Annotated in this window: 11 protein-coding genes and 1 tRNA gene; 7 read left to right on the forward strand and 5 right to left on the reverse strand. The window is 37.1% G+C overall.

The features are described 5' to 3' along the window. Positions 1-9: 9 nt before the first annotated feature. From LQ189_RS16030 to LQ189_RS16045, 4 genes are all read right to left on the reverse strand, one after another. On the reverse strand, positions 10-2,058 hold the full coding sequence (locus LQ189_RS16030; protein ID WP_230158559.1) for a T9SS type A sorting domain-containing protein: 2,049 nt from the start codon (positions 2,056-2,058) through the stop codon (positions 10-12). Positions 2,059-2,199: 141 nt separating this feature from the next. Continuing rightward, positions 2,200-2,826 carry an aminoacyl-tRNA hydrolase gene (gene pth / locus LQ189_RS16035; protein WP_230158560.1) on the reverse strand — a complete coding sequence of 209 codons (627 nt, stop codon included), beginning with the start codon at positions 2,824-2,826 and terminating at the stop codon, positions 2,200-2,202. Between the two features lie 280 nt (positions 2,827-3,106). Then, complete coding sequence (locus LQ189_RS16040) at positions 3,107-3,718, reverse strand: 50S ribosomal protein L25/general stress protein Ctc (protein WP_086453165.1); 612 nt, start codon at positions 3,716-3,718, stop codon at positions 3,107-3,109. Between the two features lie 105 nt (positions 3,719-3,823). Continuing rightward, positions 3,824-4,765 carry a ribose-phosphate pyrophosphokinase gene (locus tag LQ189_RS16045; protein WP_086453166.1) on the reverse strand — a complete coding sequence of 314 codons (942 nt, stop codon included), beginning with the start codon at positions 4,763-4,765 and terminating at the stop codon, positions 3,824-3,826. A gap of 287 nt (positions 4,766-5,052) precedes the next feature. Between LQ189_RS16045 and LQ189_RS16050 the strand changes: the two genes are divergently transcribed. After that, positions 5,053-5,132 (forward strand) — tRNA-Leu (locus LQ189_RS16050). A 39-nt stretch (positions 5,133-5,171) separates the two neighbouring features. Here the strand turns inward: LQ189_RS16050 and LQ189_RS16055 are convergent. Further along, complete coding sequence (locus LQ189_RS16055) at positions 5,172-6,170, reverse strand: GntR family transcriptional regulator (protein ID WP_230158561.1); 999 nt, start codon at positions 6,168-6,170, stop codon at positions 5,172-5,174. Between the two features lie 105 nt (positions 6,171-6,275). Between LQ189_RS16055 and LQ189_RS16060 the strand changes: the two genes are divergently transcribed. The 6 genes from LQ189_RS16060 to LQ189_RS16085 all read left to right on the forward strand — a co-directional run bounded on the left by LQ189_RS16060 (position 6,276) and on the right by LQ189_RS16085 (position 14,372). Next, positions 6,276-7,328, forward strand: coding sequence for an aldose epimerase family protein (locus tag LQ189_RS16060; RefSeq protein WP_230158562.1), 1,053 nt, complete (start codon positions 6,276-6,278; stop codon positions 7,326-7,328). A 1-nt stretch (position 7,329) separates the two neighbouring features. Further along, positions 7,330-8,433: a glycosyl hydrolase 53 family protein gene (locus tag LQ189_RS16065; protein WP_230158564.1), complete on the forward strand. Its 1,104-nt coding sequence runs from the start codon at positions 7,330-7,332 to the stop codon at positions 8,431-8,433. A gap of 2 nt (positions 8,434-8,435) precedes the next feature. Further along, positions 8,436-9,473, forward strand: coding sequence for a glycosyl hydrolase 53 family protein (locus tag LQ189_RS16070; RefSeq protein ID WP_230158565.1), 1,038 nt, complete (start codon positions 8,436-8,438; stop codon positions 9,471-9,473). 135 nt (positions 9,474-9,608) lie between these two features. Next, positions 9,609-12,035, forward strand: a complete 2,427-nt coding sequence (locus LQ189_RS16075; protein ID WP_230158566.1) for a DUF4982 domain-containing protein — start codon at positions 9,609-9,611, stop codon at positions 12,033-12,035. Between the two features lie 107 nt (positions 12,036-12,142). Continuing rightward, positions 12,143-13,312, forward strand: coding sequence for a galactokinase (gene galK, locus LQ189_RS16080; protein ID WP_230158567.1), 1,170 nt, complete (start codon positions 12,143-12,145; stop codon positions 13,310-13,312). 1 nt (position 13,313) lies between these two features. Next, positions 13,314-14,372 carry a UDP-glucose--hexose-1-phosphate uridylyltransferase gene (locus LQ189_RS16085; protein ID WP_230158568.1) on the forward strand — a complete coding sequence of 353 codons (1,059 nt, stop codon included), beginning with the start codon at positions 13,314-13,316 and terminating at the stop codon, positions 14,370-14,372.

A 14,372-nucleotide genomic window follows, 5' to 3' on the forward strand; every position in this document is an offset into this window, starting at 1 on the left:
ATCATTTATTTACTTCTTAATAAACTGAATGGTTTTAGATGGTGTTCCTTTTTTTGAAAGTTTTAAAAAGTATAACCCTTCTGATAGGTGAGAAACCGAAATTTGTAGGTCATTTTCTAAACCTAATTCCTTTGTTTCAATTATCTGACCTGCTGTATTAATTATAGTGTAGGATTCTGGTGTGTCCTCTGGTTTTGATAGTTTTATGGTGATTCTGTCACTTGTAGGGTTTGGGTAAACCACGATGCCTTCCGGTTCTGTGATATCATTCACACCAAGTGTACCAATGCTAAATGTGGTTGTTTCCTTATCAAAAGAAGTTCCGCCAGATACTATAAGTTCGCCATTTGTAGCATTTAAACTATATGAGCCACTGCCGTAATCACAACACAAGCCATCGCTTTCACTGTCTTCTATGGTAAAAATGTAACAGGCGTTATTAGCTAGTTCAAAATTTAAAATAATGGGCTCAGGTAATGCAGGGTTGGGATTTGCTGTTGTTCCGGGGTTGTCCATGTATGGTCCGCCCTCATACAAAACGACTCCTGCTGCGGTAGTAAGTTTCCAAGTTGTTTCTGATCCAAAATTATCTCTTTGTAATCTATAGGTAACGGTTGTTCCTGCAAAGCTTTTTGAAATTTTAAAATTGCTAGCCGCACTATTATCAGAATTTTTCTGGTCTGTAGTATTGTTTACAGTTTCTAATGTAACATTGAAAGAATGATTTCCAGCGGTAGTTGTTAAGGTGCTTAGTGTAATTAATTGGGTGGCATTTGGGGCGATATTGCCTGTGAAATTTGCAGTTTGAAAACTAGTATTGTCTATGGCAAAACGGATGCTAGCTCTTGTTAAGGCTGTGTTTCCTTTATTGGTTATTTCAATTGTAGGAGCAAATGAATTATTGCAAGTAGTAAGATTGAGATTAGAAATTCTAATGGCGCCATCATTAGCAAAAACTGTTCCTGGTGTCAATGCATCTGATGTTTTTAAGGAAGCTCTACGTGGTGAATTATTCATTATGGAAATTATCCTAGATTTTTGATCTTGGGTAAAGATATTCATACAGCCATCATTAGTATAATCCATATAATTTTCTACCATGTCTAATCCTGGGGAATCAGGACATGAATCTATATTTACTGGGCAGCCTTCATTTTCTTGACCAGCATTAGGTGTGTCTGCACAAAAATCATCTACGTCACAACCGCCATCTCCCCAAATATGTCTTAAACCAAGCCAGTGGCCTACTTCATGTGATGCTGTTCTTCCTCCGTCATACGGGGATCCGTAAGTTCCATTTGGGAAATAGGCTCTTGATCCAAAGAATTTATACCCTAGCACAACACCATCGGTATTTGCTACGCTTGAATTCTGACTTAAGCCTGGTAAGCTAGAATTACTTGGGAATTGTGCATAGCCCAACAAGTTTGCTCTTGTGAAATTTACAACCCAAATATTAAGATACTTGTCAGGATTCCAAATCGTCTGTGGTTTTACTATGTCATCAATATCTGTAGTGGACCAGCTTACTTCGCCTAGATTAACGCGATTTATTCCGTTTGACAAAATGCCTTGCGGGTCTCTTTTTGCTAATGCAAATTCTATTTCAATATCAGCACCTACAGGATTTGAGTTGAATCCTGGTGTTCCTGATCTTCTTCTAAAATCTTCATTAAGTACCCTAATTTGCGATGCTACTTGTTGATCAAAAATGTTTTCATCGATACCAATATTATCTCCGTTATGAATTATGTGAACTACAACGGGGATTGTAATAACGGCCGATGTTCTTTGTAAAGAGGTACTTGTTTTTTTCTCGCTTATTTCTTTAATTATTACGGGTTTAAGCCATTTTTCAAACTCAGAGTCTGATAATCTTTTAGGATCTTTTAGCTTGAGATATTCTTCATATTCGGTAGTTGCACAACGAATGACTTCGTTTTGTAAAACGGCTCTTCTTTTTCCGAACAAGAAGCCTTCGTCAGTTACTTTTTCTTGACTAATTGCCAAGTTAGATAAGCCGAGCGCAATAAATAAAAAGTAGGTAATTTTCTTCATAGGTTTGGGACCTTGTTATATTAGGGAATTTTGTATCTTTTTTCTAAAATAGTTAAAGAAAATTCACGCTAACTTTAAGTTTAGTAAAAATTTGATATAAAATTATAAAAAAATAATTTATTTATCTAGTATGTAAGTGCTTTATTTACCGTTGTATTTTGTCATTGTAATTTCTATACCTTCGGTTCCAAAAGATTTAATGATTTCGCTAGCGATTTCTAATCGTTCTGGTAGTAATTCTTTTTCAGCTGTTTCCCATTCTCCTAGAACATAATCAACTTGTTTTCCTTTTTTGAATTCGTCGCTAATACCAAATCTGAATCGTGCATAGGTTTGTGTGTTCAAAACTAAACTAGTATTTTTTAAGCCGTTGTGACCACCATCGCTCCCTTTTTGACGAATTCTGATGGTGCCAAATGGAAGGTTAAGGTCATCTGTGATAACTAAAATATTTTCAAGTGGAATGTTTTCTTTATCCATCCAGTATTGAATGGCTTTACCGCTCAAATTCATATAGGTGTTTGGTTTTAGCAAGAAAAACGCTTTCCCTTTAAAACTGTATTTGGCTAGAGCGCCTAGTTTTACCGTTTCAAATTGTATTCCTTCTTTTTTAGCTAAAAAGTCTACTACTTTAAAACCGATGTTGTGCCTTGTATTTACGTACTCAGCTCCAATGTTACCAAGTCCTATTATTAAAAATTTCTTCATGCTACTGCTATTATGCTCTGGTTGTGAGGTTGTGAAAAGATTTAGAATCCATTGTATCATGCTGCAAAAGTAAGCTTAATTCAATAAAATGTCTATGCTGTAGTGGATATTTTAGAGGTTTGTGTGGGTTGTGGCTGAGATGCAAAATTAGTGTGTATTAGACCCGATTGTAGTGAAAATCCTTTTTGCGCGCTTTTTTTGCGTGCAAAAAGATTGCAACGGAAAGCGGGACAAGGTATGTGTATAAGTATTTTAGCTGCTTCTTAAGTATCTTAAAAAAGTAAAAGCAAAAAAAGCGCCAGTTTTGCAACTGACGCTTTGATGTATGATTGAAAAAAAATTATTTTTTCTTTCCTTTTGCAGGAGCTTTTGCTGCTTTTGCTGCCTCTTGAGCTGCTTTCATAGCCGCACGAGAAATCTTCACTTGACAAATAACTGTGTTGTCTGGGTGCATGATTTTAAAGTTAGGCGTAGGAACTTTAGTAACATATAATTTGTTACCCATATCAAGTGGAGTAATGTCAGCTTCAACAAAATCCGGAAGATCTTTAGGAAGTGCTCTTACTTTTAATTTACGGTTGTTCATACGTAAATCACCACCTGCCATAACACCTTTTGATTTTCCAACAACTTTTACTGGAACTTCAATAGTAATTTCTTTGTCTTCAAAGATTTGAAAGAAGTCAATGTGTAAAATTTTGTCAGATACTGGGTGTACTTGAATGTCTTGAAGTACAGCGTTGTATGATTTTCCGTTACCAAGATCGATCTCAACTGTGTGAGCGTTTGGAGTGTAAATCAAGTTTTTGAAAGCCATAACTTCTGCTGAGAAATGAACTGCTTGATTTCCTCCGTATAATACGCAAGGAACCATTCCAGCATTACGTAAGGCTTTTGTAGCTACTTTGCCCACGCTTTCTCTTTCTGATCCTTTAATTGTAATCGATTTCATTCTAAATTTATTATAGTTATTAATTAAACTCTTTTTTTAAGTCCTTAGCCGTTAGTCTCAAGTTCTTTGCTGCTAGACTAAGGACTATGTACTAAGTACTTTTAGTTACATGATAAACTTTCCGCTAATCGAATTGTTATGGTGAACCATGTGCATTACTTCGGCAAAAAGTGGAGCACAGCTCAACACTCTTATTTTGTTTGACTCTTTCTTTAACGGAATAGAATCGGTAACTATTAATTCGCTCAGCTTAGAGTTTTCAATTTTCTCGTAAGCATCGCCAGATAAAATGGCGTGTGTACATATAGCACGTACGCTCAAAGCACCTTTTTCAATCATTAAATCTGCGGCTTTCGCCAAAGTGCCTCCGGTATCAATCATATCATCTACAAGAATGACGTTGCGACCTTTAACCTCTCCTATTAGTTCCATTGTGTCAATCACGTTGGCAGCTTTTCTCTGTTTGTAGCAAATTACCACATCTGATTCTAAAAATTTAGAATAGGCATAAGCTCTTTTTGAACCACCCATGTCAGGAGAAGCAATTGTTAAATTGTCAAGCCCTAAGCTTTTTACGTAAGGTAAAAAGATAGTAGATGCAAAAAGGTGATCTACTGGTTTTTCAAAAAATCCTTGAATTTGATCAGCGTGCAAATCCATGGTCATTACTCTTGTTGCGCCCGCAGCATCTAATAAATTAGCTACTAATTTAGCTCCTATCGGAACTCTAGGCTTGTCTTTTCTGTCTTGTCTTGCCCATCCAAAATAAGGAATTACAGCTGTTATGTGTCTGGCTGATGCTCTTTTTGCAGCATCAATCATTAGTAACAATTCCATTAAATTATCTGCTGTTGGAAAAGTAGAGCAAACAATAAATACGCGTAAACCTCTAATTGACTCTTCGTATGAAGGTTGAAATTCACCGTCGCTGTATTTTGACATGGTGATTTTTCCTAAAGGAATTCCGTATTCTTTTGCTATTTTCTCAGCAAGATAAACACTTTGCGAACAAGCAAATATTTTAGCTTCTGGTTCTAGGTGTGACATTATTGTGTGTTGTTTTTATCTTAGGTTTCAAGAAAGTTTTGTTTTAGCTGTTGCTTAAATTCAAAATAAATCTATTTGCCTAAGATGTAGTTAGTTGTGTGTTTCGTTTTTTAACGAGGTGCAAATTTATAAAATATATTTAACACTGAAAGGAAAAAATTAAGTATTTTTAGTTGAACATTTAATTAATTTTTTTACATTTGCACCGTGTTAAAGGAAAAGATAAATAGTTACCACTAGATATTTCTTTATTGCGTGAAGCAACTGTTGTTGTTTCTGTCTGCTAAGCCCGGATGGCGGAATTGGTAGACGCGCTGGTCTCAAACACCTGTGGGAAACCGTGCCGGTTCGACTCCGGCTCCGGGTACAAAAACCGCTTCGAAAGAAGCGGTTTTTTTGTTTTATATCACAACGAGTTCCTCAATATCAAATCACTTTTGTTTTCTATTTGCTCTTTTTTACCTTTTAGAATCATTTGTGCTAAGAGTTGTCCCATCATTTCAAAATGGGTTGAAATGGTTGTGATTCCGTTTTCTACCACTTTTTTTAATGGGGTTTCATTATAAGAAATGATTCCGTAGTCATTCCCCAATTGTAAGTTTTGAAGTTTAGCTTTTTCTATGACACTTACTAAGTCTCGGTCGCTGGGAATAATGTATACTTCTCCTTTTGTAATCTCACGATTTTTGAACTCGGTTATGATTTCATATTCAAAAGCGTGATCGTTGCAAAATTTTTCAAAGCCTATTTTCATTCCTAGTGGTTCACGGAATCCCGGAAAAATCATAATTAGTTTTTTGTATTTGTTCAGCTTTGCTTTTCCTTTTAATAGGCCTTCATAAATATCTTTTACAAAATTTTGGTACACTGCAGGATAGTTCAATAATTCTGGATTTGTTTGGTCAAGAATATAAACGTCCTGAACTGGTAGGGTTTTTATAATTGATGCAGCTTCTTCAAGATTGGTTGGCATGATAATGTATTTTGTGTAATTACCGTTGCTGTCATGAATTAGTTTTTGAAAAACGGGAACGTTAAAATGATGAAAAAAAATATCAACCTGAGCAGTAGTCCCTATGTTTTCGAGAAAGGAATTGTACAAATCTTCTTTAAAAATGTTTAATTCGTCAAAGAGTAAAAATATCTTTTGTTTTATGGATATTTCAACGCTTTTTACATAATACCCTTTGCCAGGAATGGCATAAATTATCCCTCTTTTCTTTAACTCATCATAGGCAAGTAAAACGGTATCTCTAGACAAAGAGAATTCTAAACGCACTTTATTTACTGATGGAAGTCTGTCTCCTTTTTGTAATAATTCTTGTTGTAGGGCTACTTCAATAGAGGTTATGATTTGCTGGTATTTAGGAATGCCTTTATTGTTTTGAATGCTGATTAGTTTCATGTAAAAAGTGTTTTTCAAATCGCAATATACAAAAACTGGTAGGTACTGGTATGTAATGCTTAACAATTATTTTACTTTTGGTTTTTCACATTTCATAATTTATTCATGAAAATAAAACATATATCACATTTTAATACGGTTTCTGTACTGAAATCATTTAGTTCTATGCTTAATGGTGAAGAGGTCTCTATTTGTGAACTTGTCAACAGTAAGGGAATGCAAATGACGGTGATGGGTTATGGAGCTACACTTACATCTTTAAAAGTGCCTTTAAAAAATGGTAATTTGGTTGACGTAGTTTTGGGTTTTGAAACCCTAGAGGAATATATAAAATCCTATGATTTGCCAAGTGCTCCTTATTTTGGTGCTATTGTAGGAAGGTTTGCAGGAAGGATAAGTAATGCCGAATTCAAGCTTGGTGGAAAATCTTACTTGTTAAATAAAAACAACAATGGAAATTCGTTACACGGAGGTAGCATTGGCCTGAGCCAGAGAAACTGGAAACTAAAGAGTAAAAAAGAAGGTAAAAATCCATCTGTTACGTTCACCTATTGCAGTAAGCATAATGAAGAATTTTTTCCTGGAGACGTTGTGGTTGATGTGACTTATATGCTTACCGATGAAAATGAAATGATAGTAGAGTATGTGGCGCATGCATCACAAGACACTATTTTAAACCTAACGCATCACAGCTATTTTAACCTAGATGGACATCATAATTCTGTTGCTGATCAGGAGATGCGTGTTAATTCACAAAGAATATTAGAAACCACAAGTTCAGGAATTCCCACCGGTCGATTTTTGAATGTTGCTAATTGCCCTTTCGATTTTACAAATAGCAGAAATTGTCCCGCTACAATAGATACTACTTTTGTTTTAAACAAAGAAAAAGAGTACGCTGCTTCTTTGTACAGCAGCGATAAATTATTAAGAATGTCTGTTTACACCAATCAACCTGCTGTACATGTATATGTAGGCGGGAATTGTTTTGGACAAATAAAAGGGAAAGATAACGCGGCATATCACGCTACTAGTGGGATTTGTTTTGAAACTCAAAATTTCCCTGATGCTCCTAATCATGATCATTTCCCGAGTGCGATTCTCAAAAAAGGCGAGCTATATTACCATAAAACTATTTATAAATTTAAATCTTTTTGAGATGAAAAAATACTTTAAAAACTCGGCATTGCTTTCGCTTGTCATATTTGTTTTTTCTTGTTCTGATGCTGGTGACAGTAGCGCTACAGAAACTCCTGTTGCAAAACCACCTGTGGTTACTGAGGAGTTTATCAAAGCCGCTGATATTTCGTATTTGCCAGAAATAGAAGCTGCGGGAGTAATTTTCACTAACAACGGAAAAACAGAAGACATGTTAACCACACTAAAAAGTGTTGGTTGTAATACCATCAGAATTCGTTTGTGGAAAGATCCAGCCAACGGACATTCTGGATTGACCGAGGTAAAGGCTTTGGCGCAGCGCGTAAAACAAGCGGGCTTAAAAGTTTGGTTAACTGTTCACTTTTCTGACGATTGGGCTGATCCTGCGGTTCAAACCACTCCAGCTTCTTGGAAAAACTTATCTTTTACCGATTTAAAAGCTGCGGTAGTCACTTACACCACAACTATTTTGACCGAAATTAATCCAGATATTATTCAAATCGGGAACGAAATCAATACCGGATTGCTTTGGCCTCAAGGGCATTTAATCAATCAAGAAGCACAATGTATAGATTTGTTAAAAACAGCGAGTGCCACCATTCGAAGCAAAGCGCCAAGTACCAAACTTATGATTCACTATGCAGGCGTTTCGGCTACAGATACTAATTGGTTTTTTAATAAAGTAAAAAGTGTTGATTATGATTATATCGGTTTGTCATATTACCCTATTTGGCATGGGAAAGATATGGCTGCGGTAAAAACGACCATTGATGCCTTGGGAAAAAACTTTTCTAAAAAAGTTATCATTGCAGAAACTGCTTATCCTTTTACCTTAAGTTGGAATGACTGGACAAATAATATTATGGGTCTAGAATCACAATTAATATCTGGATTTCCTGCGACTCCCGAAGGTCAAAAGAGTTTTGTTTTGGCGATTAAAGATTTGGTAAAATCCTCTACTTACGGACAAGGGTTTGCGTATTGGGGAGGCGAATGGGTTTCTTTTAAAGGCGACAAAGCTACCAATGGTTCTACTTTCGAAAACCAAGCATTCTATGATTTTTCTAATAAATCATTGCCGGTTTTACAAGCCTTTACCAATTAGTCATGATTGCCACTGTTAGAATTTTTCAAAGATTAGTGTTACTGCTTCTTTTTATAAGTAGTACCACTATCGCTTTGGGACAAAAGAAAAATAAATTGGCTTTCGCCAAAGGGGCAGACGTGAGTTGGTTACCTCAAATGGAAGCCACTGGTTACCGTTTTTATGATGCCGACGGAAAGGAAAAAGATTGTTTGCAATTGCTAAAAGAACGCGGTATGAATACCATTCGTTTGCGTGTGTTTGTCAATCCAAGTCAAGACAAAGCCAGTGGTCATTGCAGTAAGGAAGAAACAGTAGCTATGGCCTTGCGTGCTCAAAAAGCCAAAATGCGCATTATGATTGATTTTCATTATAGCGATACTTGGGCCGATCCAGCCAAACAAGCCAAACCTGCTGCTTGGGCCAATTTATCATTCGATGCGTTACAAAATAAAGTCTATGAACATACATTTGATGTGTTGACCGCTTTAAAAAAAGCAGGTGTTACTCCAGAATGGGTTCAGGTGGGGAATGAAATTCCAGGCGGAATGCTTTGGCCTGATGGGAGTACGAACAATTTGGCTCAACTAGCGCAATTATTGAATAAAGGTTACGAAGCGACCAAAGCTGTGAATGACAAAATCAAAGTAATTGTGCACGTAGATGAGGGAAACAACAACGAAAAATTCCGTTGGTTTTTTGATAAAGCTACTGAACATCAAGTAAAGTATGACGTTATTGGTCTGTCTTACTATCCATTTTGGATCAAGAAAGACTATTCAGAAACCATAGCCGATTTACAAAAAAACCTAAACGATATGGCTTCTCGTTATCAGAAAGAGGTAATGGTGGTAGAAGTTGGCGGTGTTGATGAACAAGTACAAAACACCAAAGAACTTCTAGTTGCTACGATCAAAGCCGTAAGAGCCGTTCCTAATCATAAAGGCTTGGGCGTTTTGTATTGGGAGCCGCAAGGAGCCAAATCTTGGAGTGGTTATGGCTTGAGTGCTTGGCAACAAGACGGAAAACCTTCACCAGCATTGGATGCTTTTAAAGAATAATGAATTGGATTCAGAATAAAAACGAAATAAGTAAACCATATTTCTGAATGTTAGAAATGAGGAAACTCTATAGATTGAAATAAAAACCTTATATGGCCTTAAATGCCTTATATAGTTCAAAAATATGTTGTATAAATGAAAAAAACACTCTCTTTTTTGTTGGTTTTTATAGCCTTCACCGCCATAGTTTTTTCTCAAGCCCGAGTGGTAAAGGTATTGGATACTCATTGGAAATTTCAAAAAGGAAATTTTGAAGACGCTTTTAATGCCAACTTCAACGACTCGAAATGGGAATCGGTTACTGTGCCACACGACTGGGCAATTTATGGTCCTTTTGATAAAAAAGTGGACATACAAAATGTAGCCATTATTCAAAATGGAGAAAATGTAGCTACCGAAAAAACAGGAAGAACCGGAGCCTTACCACATATTGGCACCGCGTGGTATCGCAATACTTTTACTTTGCCAAAAGATGCCAAAGGAAAAAAGATACTATTGCTTTATGAAGGCGCTATGAGCGAACCTCAAGTGTATTTGAATGGGAAAAAAGTGGGAGAATGGGCGTATGGCTATAGTTATTTTTATTTTGATGTTTCTCAATTTATTCAAGAAGGAGACAATACATTAGCTGTAAAATTATCCAATAAAGAATTTGCCTCCCGTTGGTATCCCGGAGCTGGTTTGTATCGAAAAGTAAGTGTTATTATTAAGAACAATGAAAGCATTGACCAATGGGGGCAATTTATAACGACACCTTTTATTAGTGATGCCGTGGCCAAAGTGAATATTAAGACCAAAGCCTCAGGCGAAAACACGCGTTTGGTGACCACCATTTTTGATGCCGAAGGACACAAAATAAGTGCAGAGGAATCTTCCTTACGCTTCGGAAAAGAGTTCGATCAAAATTTAAAAGTAGAGAATCCAAAATTGTGGAGTCCAGAAACTCCTTATTTGTACAAAGCGGTTGCTCAATTGTATGTTGGCAATGAATTGAAAGACGAGCTTACCACCCGTTTTGGAATCCGAGAAATAAAGTATGAAGCCAATAAAGGATTTAGTCTTAATGGAAAAGTGACCAAATTCAAAGGGGTTTGTTTGCATCACGATTTGGGACCTCTTGGTGCTGCGGTAAACAAAGCCGCTTTGCGTAGACAGTTGACCATTTTAAAAGATATGGGATGCAATGCCATTCGCAGTTCGCACAATATGCCTTCTTTCGAGCAATTGGAGTTGGCAGACGAAATGGGCTTTTTGTTTTTGGCAGAGAGTTTCGACGAATGGGTTTTACCAAAAGTAGAAAACGGCTACCACCGCTTTTTTGACGAATATGCCGAAAAAGACATTGTGAATTTGGTGCAAGCGACACGAAATCATCCTTCTATTGTGATGTGGAGTTCAGGAAATGAAGTCCCAGATCAGTGGGGAGAAGCGGGTGTAAAACGAGCCAAATGGTTGCAGGAGATTTTTCATAGAGAAGACCCAACGCGTCCTGTAACCGTAGGAATGGATCAAGTAAAAGCGACTATGGAGTCTGGTTTTGGAGCTTTGTTGGATATTCCAGGATTGAATTATCGCGTGCATTTGTATGATGAGGCATTCAAAAAATTCCCACAAGGATTCATTTTGGGTTCCGAAACTGCTTCAACGGTGAGTTCTAGAGGGATTTACAAATTTCCTGTCGTGCAAGAAAAAATGAAGCAGTATCCAGACTTTCAATCTTCATCGTATGATTTGGAAGCCTGTAGTTGGTCCAATGTTCCCGATGAAGATTTCGTACTTCAGGATGATAAACCTTGGGTAATTGGTGAATTCGTTTGGACAGGATTTGATTATTTGGGCGAACCGACACCTTATGACGAAAGCTGGCCGTCTCGTAGTTCTTATTTCGGAATTAACGATTTAGCAGGCTTACCGAAAGACCGTTATTATTTGTACCGAAGCCGTTGGAACACCAAGGCAACTACGCTACACATCTTACCCCATTGGAATTGGGAAGGTCGTGAAGGACAAACAACTCCTGTTTTTGTGTACACCAGTTACAACAGTGCTGAACTTTTTATCAATGGCAAAAGTATGGGCGTACAAACCAAAAACAAGAACACGCCGCAAAACCGTTACCGCTTGATGTGGATGGATGTAAAATATGAACCAGGAACGGTAAAAGTCGTAGCTTATGATGACAATGGCAAAGTGGCTGAAGAGAAGGAAATTCAAACGGCAGGTCAACCGTACCAGATTGTTTTGGATGCAGATCGAAAAACCATCACAGCCGATGGCGAGGATATTTCGTTTGTGACGGTTTCTGTAGTGGATAAAAATGGAGTTCCTTGTCCAACAGCAACGAACCAGTTGAAATTTAAAGTGTCTGGAGCGGGTACGTATCGCGCCGCTTGTAATGGAGATGCGACTTCACTCGAGATGTTCCATAAAGACACGATGAAATTGTTTAGCGGAAAATTGGTTGTACTAGTACGATCGAAAACTACCGATGGAGCCATCCAATTAGAAGTTAACGGAGCTGGATTAAAGACAGGTAAATTGACTTTGGAAGCAAAGAAATAAATAGATAAACAAGAGGTATGCCTCCTTATCATATTTCAAATACAAAATTATTGCAAAGACATTAAAGCGAGTTTTTGCGATGCAACACTTTAATAATTTTAAGAATAATGAATGATTCATTAATACAAAAAACGACCGCTTTTTTTCAGGAAACATTTGGTAATGCACCCGAAAAAATAGTGCTTTCTCCAGGAAGAATTAACATCATTGGGGAACACGTAGATTACAACGATGGCTATGTACTGCCTGCTGCTATAGATAAGATTATTTGCTTTGCTTTCGAAAAAAGCAACACCACTACTTCTCGAATTGTGGCTATCGATTTGAATCAAGAATTCGAAATCGATTTGTCGCAAAGCATTCAACTCAGTTCAACCGTTTGGAACAATTACATTTTAGGGGTTTTGAAACAGTTACAAGACAATGGATTTGATTGTAGTGGAGTCAATTGCGTATTTAGTAGCAATATTCCTGTAGGTTCTGGATTGTCGTCTTCGGCTGCTTTAGAATGTGGTTTCCTTTTCGGAATGCAATCACTTTTCAATCTAGACATTAGCCAACAAAATCGCGCTTTGATGAGCCAAAAGGCAGAACATTGGGTGGGAATCAATTGTGGTATTATGGACCAATTTGCCAGTGTGCACGGACTAGAAAATAAGGTTATCAAATTGGATTGCAATACCTTAGAATTTGAGTACCATAACGCTGATTTTAAAGACTATGCTTTGGTGTTGTTCGATAGTAATGTGAAGCATTCCTTGTTTACATCCGCGTATAACAAAAGAAGAGAAGAATGTGAGGAAGGTTTGGCGATTATTAAAGCTAATTTTCCTGAAATTAATAGTTTCAGAAATTGTACCGAAACGCAATTGTTGACTTTGAAAGACAAAATGGATGCTGTTGTTTTTACACGCGTGTATTATGTAGTAAAAGAAATTGCTCGTGTGTCTAAAGCCTGCGAAGCTTTGGATGCTGGAAATATTGAGCTTTTGGGGCAGTTACTTTTTGAAACACACGATGGTTTGTCTAGAGAATATGAAGTGAGCTGCCCCGAGTTGGATTACTTGGTCGAATTGGCCTTAGCCGAAGATTCAGTAATAGGTTCCCGATTGATGGGTGGTGGTTTTGGAGGTTGCACCATCAACTTGATTAAAAAAGGAAATGAAGAAGCTGTAAAACAAAAATTTGCCCAATTGTACCTAGAAAAATGGAACATTGAATTGAAAATTTATGATGTGAAAATCGGAAACGGTACATCCTTATATAATGCAAATTAAGATGAAAAATTTTGATATCAACGAAGATCCTCATAGGCGTTTTAATCCCTTAATCAACGAATGGGTTTTGGTTTCGCCCCATCGTTCCAAAAGGCCTTGGCAGGGCCAAAAAGAAAACATTTCAGTTGTTCAATTACCTGACTACGACCCCGAATGTTACTTGTGCCCAGGTAATGTGCGTGCTAATGGCGAAGTGAATCCTAACTACGATTCTTGTTATGTTTTTGAAAATGATTTTGCTGCGCTAAAACAAGAACCTATTGCTTTTGAAGAAAATAATACCCCTACTTTTTTTAAAGCAAAACCAGAACGAGGCATTTCTAGAGTGGTTTGTTTTTCACCAAGACACGATTTGACTTTACCTCAAATAGAGGTCGAGAATATCGAGAATATTGTAGCGACTTGGCAAAAAGAATACACCACTTTGGGCGCTATAGATTATATTAATCATGTTCAAATTTTTGAAAACAAAGGCAGTGTGATGGGCTGTAGTAATCCGCATCCACACGGTCAAATTTGGGCGCAATCGTCTTTGCCTACGCAAGTTGAAAAAACACATAATAGCTTGAAGCAGTATTATGAGCAACAAGGCCGAACCTTATTGCAAGATTATGTTCAAGAAGAATTGAAGGTGCAAGAGCGCATCGTGATCGAGAATGAGCATTTTGTAGCTTTGGTACCTTTTTGGGCAATTTGGCCTTACGAGACCATGATTGTGAGTAAACGTAGCGTGTCCAAAATCACTGATTTTACTTCAGCTGAGGTTACAGATTTTGCTGTTATTTTAAAACAATTAACCACCAAATACGATAATCTTTTTGAAACCTCATTTCCGTATTCTTCGGGAATTCATCAAGCGCCTACTGATGGTCAAGAACATCCAGCATGGCATTTTCACATGCATTTTTATCCGCCTTTGTTACGCTCTGCCGCAGTAAAGAAATTTATGGTAGGTTACGAAATGATGGGCGAGTCACAGCGTGATATTACTCCAGAGAAAAGTGCTGAGGTATTAAAATGTCAATCAAATATTCATTATAAATCTGTTATCCAAAACTAA

The sequence above is a fragment of the Flavobacterium sp. CECT 9288 genome, assembly GCF_918731615.1.
In the GTDB taxonomy this organism is placed as follows: Bacteria; Bacteroidota; Bacteroidia; order Flavobacteriales; family Flavobacteriaceae; genus Flavobacterium.